The sequence below is a fragment of the Streptomyces sp. NPDC046716 genome, assembly GCF_040645755.1.
Classification (GTDB): domain Bacteria; phylum Actinomycetota; class Actinomycetes; order Streptomycetales; family Streptomycetaceae; genus Streptomyces.
Genome location: NZ_JBEYYU010000029.1, coordinates 35,341 through 50,620 on the forward strand (window position 1 = coordinate 35,341; position 15,280 = coordinate 50,620).

13 protein-coding genes are annotated in these 15,280 nt (G+C 73.4%); 6 read left to right on the top strand and 7 right to left on the bottom strand.

Annotation, left to right across the window (positions count from 1 at the left end; translation table 11 throughout):
- Positions 1-141: 141 nt before the first annotated feature.
- Positions 142-1,458, bottom strand: coding sequence for an SWF or SNF family helicase (locus ABZ930_RS22100; RefSeq protein ID WP_361550245.1), 1,317 nt, complete (start codon positions 1,456-1,458; stop codon positions 142-144).
- A complete protein-coding gene (locus tag ABZ930_RS22105) occupies positions 1,455-4,268 on the bottom strand; it encodes a DEAD/DEAH box helicase (RefSeq protein ID WP_361550247.1) in 2,814 nt (937 codons plus the stop codon). The genes ABZ930_RS22100 and ABZ930_RS22105 overlap by 4 nt, the downstream gene beginning before the upstream one ends.
- Before the next feature lie 358 nt (positions 4,269-4,626).
- Here ABZ930_RS22105 and ABZ930_RS22110 point away from each other — a divergent pair, with 358 nt between their 5' ends.
- Together ABZ930_RS22110 and ABZ930_RS22115 are read left to right on the top strand one after the other, a co-directional pair.
- On the top strand, positions 4,627-5,664 hold the full coding sequence (locus ABZ930_RS22110) for an acyl-CoA desaturase (protein WP_361550249.1): 1,038 nt from the start codon (positions 4,627-4,629) through the stop codon (positions 5,662-5,664).
- A 144-nt stretch (positions 5,665-5,808) separates the two neighbouring features.
- Positions 5,809-5,991, top strand: coding sequence for a hypothetical protein (locus ABZ930_RS22115; RefSeq protein ID WP_361550251.1), 183 nt, complete (start codon positions 5,809-5,811; stop codon positions 5,989-5,991).
- 21 nt (positions 5,992-6,012) lie between these two features.
- On the opposite strand, the gene ABZ930_RS22120 is transcribed toward ABZ930_RS22115, so the two are convergent.
- The 4 genes from ABZ930_RS22120 to ABZ930_RS22135 form a co-directional block, all read right to left on the bottom strand.
- The gene (locus ABZ930_RS22120; RefSeq protein ID WP_361550253.1) at positions 6,013-7,389 is read right to left on the bottom strand and encodes a tannase/feruloyl esterase family alpha/beta hydrolase; all 1,377 of its coding nucleotides are present in this window, start codon (positions 7,387-7,389) and stop codon (positions 6,013-6,015) included.
- A 111-nt stretch (positions 7,390-7,500) separates the two neighbouring features.
- The gene (locus ABZ930_RS22125) at positions 7,501-8,436 is read right to left on the bottom strand and encodes a hypothetical protein (protein WP_361550255.1); all 936 of its coding nucleotides are present in this window, start codon (positions 8,434-8,436) and stop codon (positions 7,501-7,503) included.
- A gap of 254 nt (positions 8,437-8,690) precedes the next feature.
- Positions 8,691-9,032, bottom strand: a complete 342-nt coding sequence (locus ABZ930_RS22130; protein ID WP_361550257.1) for a hypothetical protein — start codon at positions 9,030-9,032, stop codon at positions 8,691-8,693.
- Positions 9,033-9,144: 112 nt separating this feature from the next.
- Positions 9,145-9,678 (bottom strand): PadR family transcriptional regulator, encoded by a 534-nt coding sequence (locus ABZ930_RS22135; protein WP_361550259.1) that lies wholly within the window; start codon positions 9,676-9,678, stop codon positions 9,145-9,147.
- Between the two features lie 150 nt (positions 9,679-9,828).
- Between ABZ930_RS22135 and ABZ930_RS22140 the strand changes: the two genes are divergently transcribed.
- Entirely contained in the window at positions 9,829-10,581 is a 753-nt protein-coding gene (locus ABZ930_RS22140) for an alpha/beta hydrolase (protein WP_361550261.1), read from the top strand.
- 25 nt (positions 10,582-10,606) lie between these two features.
- Here the strand turns inward: ABZ930_RS22140 and ABZ930_RS22145 are convergent, their stop codons facing one another.
- Positions 10,607-11,206, bottom strand: a complete 600-nt coding sequence (locus tag ABZ930_RS22145) for a methyltransferase domain-containing protein (protein ID WP_361550263.1) — start codon at positions 11,204-11,206, stop codon at positions 10,607-10,609.
- Positions 11,207-11,423: 217 nt separating this feature from the next.
- Between ABZ930_RS22145 and ABZ930_RS22150 the strand changes: the two genes are divergently transcribed.
- From ABZ930_RS22150 to ABZ930_RS22160, 3 genes are read left to right on the top strand one after another with little or no spacing between them, the layout of a single operon-like run.
- On the top strand, positions 11,424-12,200 hold the full coding sequence (locus ABZ930_RS22150) for an MHYT domain-containing protein (RefSeq protein ID WP_361550265.1): 777 nt from the start codon (positions 11,424-11,426) through the stop codon (positions 12,198-12,200).
- Between the two features lie 48 nt (positions 12,201-12,248).
- The gene (locus ABZ930_RS22155) at positions 12,249-14,738 is read left to right on the top strand and encodes a nitrate- and nitrite sensing domain-containing protein (RefSeq protein ID WP_361550267.1); all 2,490 of its coding nucleotides are present in this window, start codon (positions 12,249-12,251) and stop codon (positions 14,736-14,738) included.
- Positions 14,735-15,172 carry a roadblock/LC7 domain-containing protein gene (locus tag ABZ930_RS22160; protein WP_361550269.1) on the top strand — a complete coding sequence of 146 codons (438 nt, stop codon included), beginning with the start codon at positions 14,735-14,737 and terminating at the stop codon, positions 15,170-15,172. Before ABZ930_RS22155 ends, ABZ930_RS22160 begins: the two co-directional genes overlap by 4 nt.
- The last annotated feature ends 108 nt before the right edge of the window (positions 15,173-15,280 follow it).

The following is a 15,280-nucleotide window of genomic DNA, read 5'->3' on the forward strand; positions in this document are numbered from 1 at the left end:
CGCCCCCCGACTGAAGGGTGGTCTCCCCGTCGCAGGGAGGTCCATTCACGATCACCCGCCGCGCGCCGTTCGTCCCGTCGGACTACTCCATGCCGGTCGCGCGGCGCCTGCCGCGACCCGCCCGCGCCCGCCGTCTCGTGCCTAGCCCTGTCCGGTGCCCAGCGCGCTGGCGAGGGCGGCCGCCGGATCGGACGCGGCGGGTCCCGCGGGGGCCCAGCGGCCCCGCTCCTTGCGGTACGGCCACCACCGACCGTCGCGCCCCAGCCGTAGCTGGCCGGTCCCGTCCGGAACCGTCCAGCGGCCGCGCGCGCCCTTGAGCATTGGCCGCTCGTCCTCCTCCCAGGCCGCTTCCAGTGCGGCACGCGCGCGTGCCGCACTCTTCGCGTCGGGAGTCCACGCGTCCTCCAGGACGGCCAGCGCGGCGGCGCCCCCGTGCTCCCAGGCGCGGGCGGCCAGCGCGAGGCCCTCCCGGTCCCGGCCCGTCGCGCGCGCGAGCCGGACGGCGATGTGCTCAGGCGGCGCCGCCGCGGCCAGCCGCGCGGCATCCGACGAGGGCGTCAACTCCTCCGCTATGGGCCGCTGCTGATGACCTGTGGCGAGTGCGTCGGCCAGCAGTCGGTGGGCCTCGGCGGCGGCCTGCGCCGCCAGGAACTCCAGCGCGTCGACGTCCGTGTCCCCGGGCGGCGCCGTCTCGGTGTCCAGGGCCGGCGGCAGCCCGGGCTCGGCCGGCAGGGGCGGCGGCGCGGGCAGCGGCGGCAGGACGATCGCCGACGCGTAGGCATCGGCGGCGTCCACGCCCTCGGCCCCACCGTCCTCCCGGCCGGGCGGCGCGGGGTCGGCGGCGGCCGCGCTGCGCACCTGGAGCTCGTCGAGCAGGGACCGCTCGGACCGCCCGCGCAGCAGAAGCAGCACGAAGGGATCCTGGTCGAGGAGCCGGGCCACCTGGTAGCTCAGCGCCGCCGTGTGCGCGCAGTGGTCCCACGCGTCACAGTCGCACCGTGGCTCCAAGTCGCCGATCCCCGGCAGGAGTTCCACGCCTGCCGCCGCCGCGTCCTCCACCAGGTGCGGCGGCATCTCACGGTCGAGCAGCGCGGCGATGTGCCCCGACCGCTCGACGGCCATGCCCAGGAGGCGGTCCCAGTCGTCGCCGTCCAACTGGTTCAGCAGCACGTCGGAGCGGTGCTGCGCGCCGCCCCGGTCCCGCACGACGGCGGTGATCCGCCCCGGCCGCACCGACACCGCGCCGACCGCCCCGGCCCGCGCCAGCCTCCGGCCCGCCTTGAGCTGGGCGAGATCGAGCGCGGTGTCCTCCAGGGCCTTCAGCCACGCCTGGCCCCACCAGGTGCCCGCGAAGCCCCGGCCCTGGGCGGGAGGCAGGGCGGCGAAGATGCGCTCCCCGGCATCGTCGGCCGCGCCGCCCTCGTCGAACGCGTCCTGGTCGTCGTACAGGTCACTCATCGGGATCCCCCTCGCAGCTCCACCAGATCGGCCAGTTCGGCATCGCTGAGCTCGGTGAGGGCCGCCTCGCCCGCCCCCAGCACGGCGTCCGCCAGCGCCCGCTTGCGGACGAGCATCTCGGCGATGCGGTCCTCGATCGTGCCCTCCGTGATCAGCCGGTGCACCTGGACGGGACGCGTCTGCCCGATCCGGTACGCGCGGTCGGTGGCCTGCGCCTCGACGGCCGGGTTCCACCAGCGGTCGTAGTGCACGACGTGTTCCGCGCGCGTGAGATTCAGACCGGTACCGGCCGCCTTCAGGGAGAGCAGGAAGACCGGCACCTCGCCGTCCTGGAAGCGCCGCACCATGTCCTCGCGCCGCGCGACCGGGGTGCCGCCGTGCAGGAACTGGCTCGCGATGCCGCGGTCCGCCAGGTGCCGCTCCACCAGGCGGGCCATCTGCACGTACTGCGTGAAGACCAGCACGCCCGCGTCCTCGGCGAGGATCGTGTCCAGGAGTTCGTCCAGCAGCTCCAGCTTTCCGGAGCGGCCCGCGATGCGCGGGCGGTCCTCCTTGAGGTACTGCGCGGGGTGGTTGCAGATCTGCTTCAGGGCCGTCAGGAGTTTGACGACGAGGCCGCGCCGCTCGAAGCCCTCGGCGCCCGAGATCTCCGCCAGCGTCTCGCGCACCACGGCCTCGTACAGGCCCGTCTGCTCCTTGGTCAGCGACACCGCCCGGTCCGTCTCGGTCTTGGGCGGCAGTTCGGGCGCGATGCCCGGATCCGACTTGCGGCGTCGCAGCAGGAAGGGCCCCACCAACCGGGCGAGCCGTTCGGCCGCCGCCGGGTCCTTGCCGCCCTCGACGGCCTGCGCGTAGCGGGTGCGGAAGGTGCCGAGCCGGCCCAGCAGGCCGGGGGTGGTCCAGTCGAGGATCGCCCACAGCTCGGAGAGATTGTTCTCCACCGGGGTGCCGGTGAGCGCCACGCGCGCGCGTGCGCCGATGGTGCGCAGCTCCCGTGCCGTCGCCGAGAAGGGGTTCTTCACGTGCTGGGCCTCGTCGGTGACGACCATTCCCCAGGACGCGGCGGCCAGTTGGGCGGCGTCGAGGCGCATCGTCCCGTACGTGGTGAGGACGAACTCGCCGTCCGCCAGGTCCTCCAGCGACCGGCGCCCGCCGTGGAACCGGCGCACCGGGGTGCCCGGCGCGAACTTCTCGATCTCGCGCTGCCAGTTGCCCATCAGCGAGGTCGGACACACCACCAGCGTCGGCCCCGCGGTCTCGGGCGCGGACTGCCGGTGCAGGTGCAGCGCGATCAGCGTGATCGTCTTGCCGAGGCCCATGTCGTCGGCGAGGCAGGCCCCCAGTCCCAGCGAGGTCATCCGGGCCAGCCAGTTCAGGCCGCGCAGCTGATAGTCGCGGAGTTCGGCGGCCAGCGCGGCGGGCTGCTCGATCCGCTGGGCCGGATCCGTCCCCTCGGGGTCCGCGAGCCGGTCCCGCAGCCCCTCCAGCCACCCCGTAGGGCGTACCTCGACCCGGCGGCCGTCCATCTCCGTCGAGCCCGTCAGAACGGCGCTCAGCGCGTCGACCGGGGTGACCTTGCGGTCCTGGTGGGCGCGGGCCCGCCGCGCCTCGTCCGGATCGATCAGCACCCACTGGTCGCGCAGCCGCACCACCGGCCGGTTCGCCTCGGCGAGCCGGTCCAGCTCGGCGCGGCTCAACTCCTGGCCCCCGAGGGCGAACCACCAGTCGAACGCGAGCAGCGCGTCGGCGGACAGGAACGACGGCGCGGCCGACGTGAGCCGGTCCGTGCCGGCGTCGTCCGGCGGCCCGATCACCGCGCGTGCCGTCAGCTTCCGGGCGAGTTCCTTCGGCCAGTGCACCTCGACGCCCGCCGCCGACAGGGCACGGGCCCCGTCCCCGAGCAGTTCGGTGACCTCCTCGTCGGCCAGCTCGACCGCGTCCGGAACGGCGGCCGACAGCAGTGGGGCGAGCGGCGCCCACGCGCGCGAGGCGCGCCGCAGTGCCAGGAGCGCGTCCATCCGGGCCTGCGCGCCGAAGGCCCGCGCGGCCGGGCCGCCGCCCGCCCAGACCTCCGCTGCGTCCGCCATCAGCGTGGGATCGGCGACGCTGTGCAGCTGCGGCACGGCCCGGAACGTCGGCCGCGTCTCCTCGTCGGCGGCCTGCGCCAGGCCCAGCACCTCCACCCGCAGCGAGATCCGCACCCCGGCGTCGTGTCCGGCCGCGACGTCCGCCGCCCACGGACGCAGCTCGGGCACCCGGCGCGGACTCCGCGCGGCGAACGCGGCGGACCCGGCGGCCGCCTGCGCGGCGGGGGAGCGCGGCAGCGTGTCGGCCACCGCGTCCAGGAAGACCCGCAGCAGCCGCTCCGGCGCGTGCAGCCGGGGCGGCTCGTACCCCTCCAGAGGGACGGCGTGCGCCTGCGGCGGCATCGCGGCGGCCAGCTCGCGCACCCGCTCCAGATCCTCCGCGCCCAGCGGGCCGGACCGCCACGCGTCGTGCTCATCGGCGCTCAGCCCGGGCAACAACAGGCCCCGGGCGGCGAGTTGCAGCGCCAGCAGAGCGGCGGCGCCCCAGAACGCCGTCGTCGGGTCCGCGTGCGTGGCCGCCCGCGCGCGCGTGAGCACCGGAAGCGCGGCCCGCACCGGCAGGGCCACGGCGGGCACCGTGAGTTGTTCGCCGGGCAGCACGAGGGGCACCTGGACCCGGGAGCCCGCCGCCGGCAGGGGCACCTCGTCGCCGTCGGGGTGCCAGAAGGCGACGGTCGAGGCGCGCGCCGGATCGGCGGGCAGGAACAGGGCGCCGCAGCGCACGAGTTCCGCCGTCTCGGCGGGAGTGGGTGCGGGATGCGTGTGCTCGGAGATGGCTGCTTCCTCGTTCTTCCGTCTCGGAGGGCTCGGACTCTCGCCTGGTCATCAAATTTGACTACCCGCTCTGGAGGCGCCGAGAGTACACCGCGCGACCCGCCGGACGGACATCCTCCAGTCGTGACCTGGATCACCCCACCCCTAAGGGTGTGGCTAACCCCCGGCTCACGGTGGGCCTGCCCCCTGCGGCAGTCGGGTGGTGGCGCCATGGCCGCCCAAGTCCCCCGATCCGTACGTTTTTCGAGGCCGGGCCGACGCGTAGCCCGCCGCGTCGCCGTCGCCCACCACAGACCGGAGAACAGCCATGTCGCTGGCCGTCGCCGTACCGCCGTCCCCGCCTGAAACCAGCAGCGAATTCACCCCTCTGCTGAGAGACGTCAAGGGGCAGGGACTGCTCGACCGGCGCACCGGCTGGTACGTACGCACCATCGTGGGCAACGCCCTCGCTCTCGCCGCCGTGGTGACCGGTGTGGCACTCGTCGGCGGCTCCTGGTGGGTGCTTGCGCTCGCCCCCGTCCTCGCCGTCCTCGGCGCGCGCGCCGCGTTCATCGGACACGATGCAGGACACTCCCAGATCACCGCGAACCGCTCCGTGAGCCGCGCCATCGGTCTCGTCCACGGCAACCTGCTGCTCGGCATGAGCTACTCGTGGTGGAACCAGAAGCACAACCGCCACCACGCCAACCCGAACCACATCGACAAGGACCCCGACGTCGCCGCCGACGTCCTCGTCTTCACCAGCGGACAGGCCGCCGTGCGCACCGGCTTCCGCGGCTGGCTCACCCGCCACCAGGCCTGGCTGTTCTTCCCGCTCACCCTCCTGGAGGGGCTGGCCCTGAAGGTGTCCGGCTTCCAGGACCTGCGCCGCCAGCGCGGACGCGAGCGCCTGGTGGAGGGCACGCTCCTCGTCGCCCACGTCGTCGGCTACGTCACCCTGCTGCTGACGCTCATGCCGCTCGGCCACGCCCTCGTCTTCGCCGCGCTGCACCAGGCGCTGTTCGGGCTGCACCTGGGGATGGCCTTCGCGCCCAACCACAAGGGCATGGAGATGCCCGACCCCGACGGCGACAAGTGGGGACACCTGCGCCGCCAGGTCCTCACGTCGCGCAACATCAAGGGCGGCACACTGACCGACTGGTTCCTCGGCGGCCTGAACTACCAGATCGAGCACCACCTGTTCCCCAGCATGCCCCGCCCGCACCTGCGCCTCGCGCAGCCCCTGGTCAAGGCACACTGCCGGGAACTCGGCGTCCCCTTCACCGAGACCGGCCTCATCGACTCCTACCGCCAGGCACTGCGGCACATGTATGAAGTGGGAGAGCCGCTGAGGGCCGACATCTGATCCGCCCCCGCCCGCAGGGCGCGGGATCAGGGACATCTCAGGGTCGTCCACAGGAACCGTGGACGACGCGGGCCCGTTTCTCACAGGAGAGGCGAGCCCGCTCCACCCATCCGAGGGCGAGCCGCCCCGAAGGAGGCCAGACACATGTCGAGGAACGCGAAGATCGCCGTGGGAGGCGTGGCGGCCGGGATCATCCTGCTGATCTGGCTGCCCTGGTGGGCGGCCCTGCTCATCGTGCTGGGCGTGCCCACCGCGGCCTACCTGATGCTCGACCCGTCGCAGCGGCGCAGGCTCCGCCGCGTGTCACGCAAGGAGATCGGGCGATAGCGCGACAGAGGCGGCCACGACCTAGGAAGCGCCGACGGAGCAGGAGTTGACGACGTCACCGCTCGCGGGCCGCGCCACCGTGTGGTCCGCGGGCGCCTTCGTGCCGTGCTCCACCCACCGGGTCAGCGTGTCGAAGGCGTCCCGGTAGCACGGCAGGATCGGCCGCAGCCGGTCCGGATACGTGTCGTACAGGCCGTCGGTGTGCGTACCGTCCTGGATCCGGTACGTGCGATGCAGTCGCCCGCGCCCCTGCGTGGCCGTCATCCGCGCGTACACGTCGGCGTCCGTGGCGATCGGCAGCAGTGTGTCCAGATCGCCCTGGAGCGTCACCAGCGGCCTGCCGATGCGCCCGGTCAGCGCCACGCGCCCGACGGCCCGGCGCACCGACGCGGGGCGGTCGGCGTAGCGGTAGGAGGCGTCGGAGGCGCAGGGCGCGAGGATCTCGTCCAGCGTCGAGCCGGCCGAGGCGCCCGGGCACGCCGGGTCGTACCGGGGGTCGAACGCGGCGCGGTACACCTTCTGCGTCAGACCCCAGTACGCCTTCTGGTGGTAGGGCCACAGGAACTCGGAGCCGCGGGCGAATCCGGCCGCGTACATGTCGTCCGCGTCGGCCGTGCCCCGGCCGTACGCCACGGCGGTGGGCAGCGAGGTGAGCAGGCCGGGACCGTGCGCCGTCCACAGCACGCCCTCCCAGTCGACGCCGCCGTCGTACAGCTCCGGGTGGTTCTCCAACTGCCAGCGCGTGAGATAGCCCGCGTTGGAGATGCCGGTCATGTAGGTGCGCCGGGGGGAGTGGCCGTAGCGCAGGGCGACGGCCTTCTTCGCCGCTCGCGTGAGCTGTGTGGTGCGGTCGTTCCACTCGGCGACGGCGTCGCCGGCGCGCGTACCGTCACGGTAGAAGTCCGGGCCGGTGTTGCCCTTGTCGGTGGCCGCGTAGGCGTATCCCTGGGCGAGGACGCGGTCGGAGACGGCCGTGTCGGTCGAGTACTGCTTGCGGTTGCCGGGCGCGGCGGTCACCACCAGGCCGCCGTTCCAGTGGTCGGGCAGCCGGATCACGAACTGCGCGTCGTGGTTCCAGCCGTGGGTGGTGTTCGTGTGCGAGCTGTCGCGGAAGTAGCCGTCGAGCTGGATCCCCGGCACGCCGGAAGGGTTCCGGGTGCCCTTGGCGGTCAGCCCGGCCTGGTCGGCCATGTCGGTGTACCGGGTGCCCGCGAGACCCGCCGTGGTCAGATCGTCGAGGCAGGCCCGCTGCTGGAAGGCGGCGCCCGGCACGCGCGTGAGCTCCTGCCGTGCGCACTGCGCGACCTGGGGCGTGGCCGCACTCGCGAGATGCGACCCGGAAGCGGTCAGCACCACAAGAGCGGCGGCCAGCAGGGGAACGGCTCTGGGCGTACGCATCGAACGGCCTCCTCGTGAGGGGATGAAGAGGCCTCATCGTCGGCGCGGGACACGCGCGTACCTATGGGGCGGGGCCACATCGAGCGTCAACGTCCTGTGTGGCCCGGCGGTTCAGACCGGACGCACCGCCATCTTGTCGAGCGCCTCCAGCAGTCCGGGCAGTTCGGCGCCCCGGCCGACCGGGAGCACTTCGCCCGGTTCGTCGTCGAGCAGGACGAAGGCGATGTCGTCCGTCCGCGCCACCATCGACCAGCCGGGCCCGTCGGCCCGCAGCGTCCTGGCGTCGCCGGACGCGAACGCCGAACGTACGCGGCCCAGCGGAGGCGGCGAGTCCACGTAGCCGCGGACCTCGGCCAGCACCCGGCGGATGCCCTCGTGGGCCTCGCCCGGGGCCGGTGCGTCCGGTGCGCCGTCGCCCGCAGCGGGCGCGTGGTCCGGTTCGCCCACGGCGGCGCCGTCCACCGAGCCGCCGGGCTTGTCGCCGTCCGCCGCGTCCGCCGCATCCGGCTCGTCCGACGGCTCCGCGGCGCCCTCCGTGGCGAACTGGTCGTCGCCGATCTGCGCGCGCCACACGGCCCACTGGAGGGCTATCTCGTCCGCTCCCAGACGCCGCTGGGCCGGCCCCCAGGTCTCCGTGTCGGGCGGCGTGAGCGGTGGTCCGTCGTCCGCCTCGGGGTCGGGCGCCGGGTCGTGCGGCGCGGGGACACCCGGCGCGGACACCGCGAGCGCCAGCGGCCAGCCGGGCAGCGCCGACACCATGCTGTTCTCGTCGGGGGAGAGGTCGTACTCCATGCCGCAGTCCCAGGACGCGATGGCGACGGCGACCAGGGACACGTCGTCGACGACGACCGTCCAGCGCGCGCCGTCCCCGTCCTGGCCGAGCACCAGCCCGTACCCGTCGGCCAACGGCGCGAGTCCCAGCGCGCCGCACGCCTCCGGGTAGTCGTCGCCGAGCACGCTGGGGAACTTCGCGGGTGTCAGCAGCACCGCGGTCAGTACGTACAGCGCGTCGTCCCCGGTGGCGACAGCGTCGTCCGTCCCGGCCATGCCAGCCTCCCCTGAGCTACTTTCCGTCGGCGTGACCTTAGTCAGTCGCGGACGATGTCGTACAGGGGCGATGACCAGGAAAATCAGTCACCGGGACGGACGTGTACGCGGCTCGTGGACGGCATGTCGACAAGGCGTGTGCACTTTGTGTGCCTCACGTGCCTCACGTGCCTCACGTGCCTCACGTGCCTCACGTGCCTCGCGTGCCTCGCGTGCCTCGCGTGTCGAGAGGGGGCGGGGCGTGTTCGGCGATGTCAGCCGGCAGGCAGCCCGAGGAGGCTGCGTGCGACGACGCGGGGCGATTCGTCGCGCTCCCGCGCGAGCGCGATGAGCGCCCGGCACGCCAGTTCGTTGACCCCGAAGGCGAGGGCGTTGGGGTCCACCCAGCTCGCGGCCTCGTCGACGCGGTCCTGGTCGTCCTCGGCACACGCGGTCACGTAGGCGGCCGCCGCTTCGAACAGGTTGGGCGTCCGTCGCGGTCCGCTCGCCGTCGGCCGGGCCCCGGGCGCCGACGGGGCCTCGTCCCGGCGCCGTTCGTCGCGCCGTGCGGACCTCTTGCGCCACGTGCTCCATGCCTTGCGGACTCTGTCGAGCATGAGGGCCACCGTCCCCAGTCGATCGTCATCGGTCGATCAAGCGCCTCGATGCGGCGTCGAGTTGAAGCCATGGTGGCAGAAGGCGGCCGGTCCGGCTCCTGGGCGTCGACCGTCAACTCGCCTCCGGTGCGAGGGAGGTGAGCATCTCGCGCAACCATGCGAGTTCGGTACGGCTGGTGGCTCGCGCGATGGTCAGGATCCCCCGACGGAAGGGGTCGTCCAACTCCTCGGCGCGCAGCGGTCGTTCGCCCGCGTAGAAGAAGCTCGCGGGCTCCTCCAGGAAGTCGAGCCGCTGACGCAGCACGTCCGCCTGTTCCCGCGGGTCCGCCAGGTGCCGCAGGAACGCGAGCACGGTGAACCAGCGGTTCTCGTCGGTGATGTCCGCGCGGGCCGGCGCCCGGAGCCTGCGCCGCAGCTCCTCGCGACCCGCCTCCGTGAGGCTCAGCGTGTGCCGGGGCGCCGCCACCGCGCCGGGTTGCGTCTCCCGCGTGAGCAGCCCCGCCTTCTCCAGGCGCTTGATCGCCGGGTACAGCGTGCTCTCGGCGACGGGCCGGACGTGACCGGTGAGCGCCGTGATGTGTTTGCGCAGCTCGTAGCCGTGCAGCGGGGCGTCGTAGAGGAAACCGAGAATGGCGAGCTCCAGCATGGCGACATTGTGACGCACGGAGGCCGCCGCCGGTGTACATCACATTCCGAGTACCTCGCATCCGCAATACTTCGACACCGATGTATTGTCGGAGATCCAGGAAGTGACGGTCGAAGGGATCGGGGGACCGATCCGGGTGAGGAGTGCCTCATGCGGCAGGCGTCGTTCGATGCGCGGGGGAGCCGTGTCCGATGGACGGAGGTGGCGGGCGCGGAGCCGGCCCGGGTGTACGTCCACGGCCTCGGCGCCGCCTCGACCGTCTATCACGCCCATGTCGCGGCCCGGCCCGAACTGGCCGGACGCCGCTCGCTGTTCGTGGACCTGCCCGGGCACGGCATCAGCGACCGGCCCGCCGATTTCGGCTACACGCTGGAGGACCACGCGGACGCGCTGGCCGCCGCACTCGACGCCGCGGGAGTGAGCGGGGCGGAGATCGTCGGGCACAGCATGGGCGGCGCCGTGGCGATCGTCCTCGCGCACCGGCGGGGCGATCTCGTGTCACGGCTCGTCGTCACCGAGGCCAACCTCGACCCGCACCCGCCCCGCACCGCGGGCAGCAGCGGCATCGCGTCCTACGAAGAGGACGCGTTCGTGACCGGGGGAGGCCACGCGCGCGTGCTGGAGCACGTCGGTCCCTTGTGGGCGGCCACCATGCGTCTCACTGACCCGCTCGCCCTGCACCGCAGCGCCGTCGGCCTCGTGCGCGGCACCGAGCCCACCATGCGCGACATGCTGGAGACCCTGGAGGTCGACCGCGTCTACCTGCAGGGAGCGCTCAGTGGCGAACTGCCGGGCGCGGAACGCCTGACGGCGTCGGGTGTCCGGGTCGTCGACGTGCCCGGCGCCGGGCAAAACGTCATGTTCGACAACCCGGACGCCTTCGTGGCCGCCGTGTGCGGGTGACGAGTCCCGACCGGGTCCGGCCGGCTCAGCCCGCGCGCACCGCCAGTGCGAGGAAGCGCGTGTCCTCGTCGACGTACGACGTCAGCCGCCAGCCCGAACCGGCAAGCAGCGGGCTCAGCTGAGGCTCCGCCCGCAGGTCGTCCGGGGTGAGCTGCCGTCCGTGGCGCGCGGCCAGGGCGGCCCGGCCGATCGGATGGAAGAGGGCGAGGACCCCGTCCGGCCGCACCACACGCGCGAGTTCGCGCAGGTTCTCCTCCGGATGCGGCAGGTGGGAGATCAGCCCCGCGCCGAAGACCGCGTCCAGGGCGCCCGTCCGCAGCGGCAGCCGGGACACGTCCGCCAGCAGCAACTGCCCGTCGCCGTCCCGGCCCGCACGCACGGCCGCGGCCAGCATCGCCGGTGTCAGATCGGCGCCGAGCACCGTCCCCGAGGGACCCACGGCCGCACGCAACGGAGGCAGCGCACGGCCCGTCCCGCACCCGGCGTCGAGCACTCTGCCGCCGCGCCGCAGCCCCAGCGCGGACACCGCGGCCGCGTACGCCGGACCGTCGTCGGGAAAGCGCGCGTCCCAGTCGGCGGCCCGGGCCGAGAAGAACTCCTGCACGCGTGTGGGGTCATCGCTCATGCGCACCATGATTGCGCAGCCCACTGACAGCGAAGGCGGCACGACAGGGGGACGCGAGGTCGAAAGGTCCCTATCCGAACCGAAAGTGTCGCAAGCGCGTACGGTGCACACGTTCGACCCTGGCGCGATCGTTCAGTGCCGCATCTCAGTCATCTTCCAGCACCTTTCGAAATGCGCCCCAGCCGTGCGCCCCCGGCGGGGCTAGCGTCCCTGGGCCATGGGACACCTGGACCACGCCACCTTCGGCTGGCTGACCCCCGTGCTGTCGTATCTGATGGCCTGCATCGGCGCGGCGCTCGGCCTGCGCTGCACCGTGCGCGCCCTCAACGCGACCGGGCGCACCCGGCGCAACTGGCTGATCACGGCCGCCTCGGCCATGGGCACCGGGATCTGGACGATGCACTTCGTGGCGATGCTCGGCTTCGGCGTCACCGGGACCGAGATCCGCTACAACGTGCCGCTCACCATCCTGAGCCTCGTCGTCGCGATGGCCGTCGTCGGCGCCGGGGTCTTCGCCGTCGGCTACAGCCGCGAGCGGAACCGGGCCCTCGCCCTGGGCGGCCTCACCACCGGGCTCGGCGTCGCGAGCATGCACTACCTGGGGATGGCGGCCCTGCGCCTGCACGGCAGCGTCGGCTACGACCCGCTCCTGGTGGCGCTGTCCGTCGTGGTCGCCGTCATCGCCGCGACCGTGGCGCTCTGGGCGGGCCTCAACATCAAGTCACCCGCGGCGGTGGCGGTCGCCTCCCTGGTCATGGGCGGCGCGGTGAGCAGCATGCACTACACCGGCATGCTCGCCGTGAGCGTGCGGGTGGCGCCCGCCACGACGTCCCTGCCCGGCGCCTCGGTGATGCAGTTCGTCTTCCCCCTCGCGGTGGGACTGGGCTCGTACCTCTTCCTGACCTCGGCGTTCGTCGCGCTGTCCCCGACCGCGCACGAACAGCGGGCCTCCGCGTCGGCCCAGCAAGCACTGGAGGGCAGCACCACCCGCTGACCATCGGCCGCGACGCGTCCGCCGACCCCCATCCCGATCGAGGAGCCCATGCGCCCGTCCCGCAGTACTTCCGGCTCAGGCCCGCCACCGATGTCCGCGCCCAGGACACGCGGACGGCGCGCGCACGCCGGGCCGCCCGCTGCCGAGGACGCCGCCACCGATGCCGGGCTCGCGCCGAACGGCCGACCCACGCGCGCGGGCCGGCACCTGCGTCCCCGTACGGTCCGGGCGAAGATCATCTGCCTGCTGATGGTGCCCGTCGTCTCCCTGCTCGCCCTGTGGGGTTACGCGACCGTGGCCACCACCCAGGACGTCGCACGGATCCGGCAGGCGCAGCAGGCCGACTCCACGGTGCGGGGGCCCGTCACCCGGGCCGTGGCCGCGCTCCAGGCGGAGCGGGAGGCGGCGGTCGGCTACGCCACCGCGCCCGCGGCCGACCGCGGCGACGTGCTCAAGCGGCTCGGCACCGCCAGCGACCGTGCCGTCGGCGCCCTGCGCCCGGGCCGGGGCACCACCGTGGCCGACGGCGTGGACCTGCCGCACGGCGTGGCCGACCGGCTCGCCGCCTTCGTGGTGGGCGCCGAGGAACTGCGCACCGTGCGCACCGCGGTCCTGGAGCGCCGCACCGGCTGGGACGCCGCCTACGCGCAGTACACCAGGAGCATCGACACGGCCTTCACGACAGTCGGAGCACTCACCGGCATCCAGGACCCGGCGGCGGGCACCGACGCGCGCGTGCTGCTCGAATTCGGCCGCGCGGCCGAGATGCTGTCCCGGGAGAACGCGCTCCTGACGAGCGCCCGCCTCACCGGAGACCTGGACGACACACGGCTCCGGCTGTTCATCGGAGCCGCCGAGACCCGCAGGACGCTGACCGACACGGCCGCCACCGATCTGCGCGGACCCGCGCGAGCCACCTGGAACCGCCTCGTGGAGGGGAGCGCGTACGGCGACGTACGCACCGTCGAGGACCGGACGCTCGTCGCGCGGCCCGGGCGCAAGGCGCTCACCGGAGCCTCCGCGGACACCTGGGTCGTGGCGCACGCGACCGTGCAGGACGGCATGCGCGCCGTCGGGGCCGACGGCGCCACGTCGAGCGCCGACCCGTTCACCAGGGGGCTGTTCTCACCCGCGGGAGCGGCCGTGATGTTCGGTCTCGTCGCCGTGGTCGCCTCGCTGGTGATCTCCGTCCGGATCGGCCGCGGCCTCGTCGTCGAACTGATCAGCCTGCGCAACACCGCCCTGGAGATCGCCCGGCGCAAACTCCCGCAGGCCATGCGCAAACTGCGGGCCGGCGAGGAGATCGACGTGACGGCGGAGGCACCCCAGGGGCCGCCCGCGGAGGACGAGACCGGACAGGTCTCGGAAGCGCTCACCACGGTGCACCGCGCGGCCCTGCACGCCGCCGTGGAGCGCGCCGAACTCGCCAACGGCATCTCCGGTGTCTTCGTGAACCTGGCCCGGCGCAGCCAGGTCCTCGTCCACCGTCAACTCGGGCTCCTGGACACCATGGAACGCCGCGCCGAGGACCCGGGCGAACTGGGCGACCTCTTCCGTCTCGACCACCTCACTACCCGGATGCGACGCCACGCGGAGAGCCTCATCATCCTCTCCGGAGCCGCACCGGGCCGCGCCTGGCGCGTGCCCGTCCCGCTGACGACCGTCTGCCGCGCCGCGGTCTCCGAGATCGAGGACTACGCGCGCGTGGAGGTACGCCACCTCGCTGCCGTCGACGTCGCGGGCGCTGCCGTCGCCGACCTCACCCACCTGCTGGCCGAACTCGTCGAGAACGCCGCCCAGTTCTCACCCCCGCACACCAAAGTGCGCATCAGCGGTGAGCCCGTCGCCAACGGCTACGCCATCGAGATCGAGGACCGCGGTCTCGGCATGGGCAGGGAGGCCCTCGACGAGGCGAACGAACGCATCCAGCAGTCCGAGACACTCGCCCTGTTCGACAGCGACCGGCTCGGCCTCTTCGTGGTGAGCCGCCTGGCCCGCCGGCACGACATCAAGGTGAACCTGCGCACTTCCCCCTACGGGGGCACCACCGCCGTGGTCCTCATGCCGACCTCCTTGCTGCACAAGAGCGGCACCGAGACCTCCGACGCCCCCCGTCCCCCGTCCGAAGAAGAGCGCCGCTACGCGCGCGTGCCCGAGCCCGAAGCAGCGCCCATGAACGGAAAACCCGTCCCCGCACCCACGTCCCGCCCGGCACTCGCCCCCTCGGCGGGACCGGCTCCCGACGAGACGCCGCACCCTCCCGGTGTCACCGCGCTCCGTCTGCGCGTCCCCCAGGAACCGGACGGCGAGGAGGCTGTGGACTCGAAAGGCCTGCCGCGCCGGGTGCGCCAGGCCAGCCTCGCGCCCCAATTGCGTACGCGCCCCGAGGACCGGCCCTCCTCCGTGCACAGCGTTCCGGAGCCGGGGGAGCGCACCCCCGAACAGGTCCGGGCCCGGATGGCGTCCTTCCGGGACGGCTGGATCCGGGGCGGCGGACGTCCACCAGGCAGTGAAAGCAGCGGAGGAGACCTCACATGATCAAGGAACCGACCACGGGCACGTCCCACGGCTCCGGCGAACTCGACTGGCTCCTCGACGACCTGGTCACGCGGGTCACGGAACTCCGGCACGCCGTGGTGCTCTCCAACGACGGCCTGGCCGTCGGCGCCTCCAACGGTCTCGGCCGCGAGGACGCCGAACACCTCGCCGCCGTCGCCTCCGGGTTCAACAGCCTCGCCAAGGGCACCGGCCGGCACTTCGGCACCGGCGGCGTGCGGCAGACCATGGTGGAAATGGACGACGGGTTCCTGTTCGTGGCCGCAGCCGGGGACGGCTCCTGCCTCGCGGTCCTGAGCACCGCCATGGCCGACATCGGGCTCGTCGCCTACGAGATGGCACGCCTGGTGCGGCGGGTCGGCGAACACCTGCGGTCACCGGCCCGCTTCGGCGGACCGTCGCCCACCGCGGGTTGAGGGAGGCGGCTGACGCCCCATGGACAACGACCTGGACGACACGCCCCACCCGGACGACGACCTGTTCGACGCGCCCCACCAGGGCGCGGAAGCCCGCACGGGTCCACA

Bases quoted from the DNA above. Each gene is read 5' to 3' on its own strand.
- ABZ930_RS22100 (WP_361550245.1), bottom strand. From the start codon at position 1,458: ATGAGTGACCTGTACGACGACCAGGACGCGTTCGACGAGGGCGGCGCG.
- ABZ930_RS22110 (WP_361550249.1), top strand. From the start codon at position 4,627: ATGTCGCTGGCCGTCGCCGTACCGCCGTCCCCGCCTGAAACCAGCAGC.
- ABZ930_RS22115 (WP_361550251.1), top strand. From the start codon at position 5,809: ATGTCGAGGAACGCGAAGATCGCCGTGGGAGGCGTGGCGGCCGGGATC.
- ABZ930_RS22120 (WP_361550253.1), bottom strand. From the start codon at position 7,389: ATGCGTACGCCCAGAGCCGTTCCCCTGCTGGCCGCCGCTCTTGTGGTG.
- ABZ930_RS22125 (WP_361550255.1), bottom strand. From the start codon at position 8,436: ATGGCCGGGACGGACGACGCTGTCGCCACCGGGGACGACGCGCTGTAC.
- ABZ930_RS22130 (WP_361550257.1), bottom strand. From the start codon at position 9,032: ATGCTCGACAGAGTCCGCAAGGCATGGAGCACGTGGCGCAAGAGGTCC.
- ABZ930_RS22135 (WP_361550259.1), bottom strand. From the start codon at position 9,678: ATGCTGGAGCTCGCCATTCTCGGTTTCCTCTACGACGCCCCGCTGCAC.
- ABZ930_RS22140 (WP_361550261.1), top strand. From the start codon at position 9,829: ATGCGGCAGGCGTCGTTCGATGCGCGGGGGAGCCGTGTCCGATGGACG.
- ABZ930_RS22145 (WP_361550263.1), bottom strand. From the start codon at position 11,206: ATGAGCGATGACCCCACACGCGTGCAGGAGTTCTTCTCGGCCCGGGCC.
- ABZ930_RS22150 (WP_361550265.1), top strand. From the start codon at position 11,424: ATGGGACACCTGGACCACGCCACCTTCGGCTGGCTGACCCCCGTGCTG.
- ABZ930_RS22155 (WP_361550267.1), top strand. From the start codon at position 12,249: ATGCGCCCGTCCCGCAGTACTTCCGGCTCAGGCCCGCCACCGATGTCC.
- ABZ930_RS22160 (WP_361550269.1), top strand. From the start codon at position 14,735: ATGATCAAGGAACCGACCACGGGCACGTCCCACGGCTCCGGCGAACTC.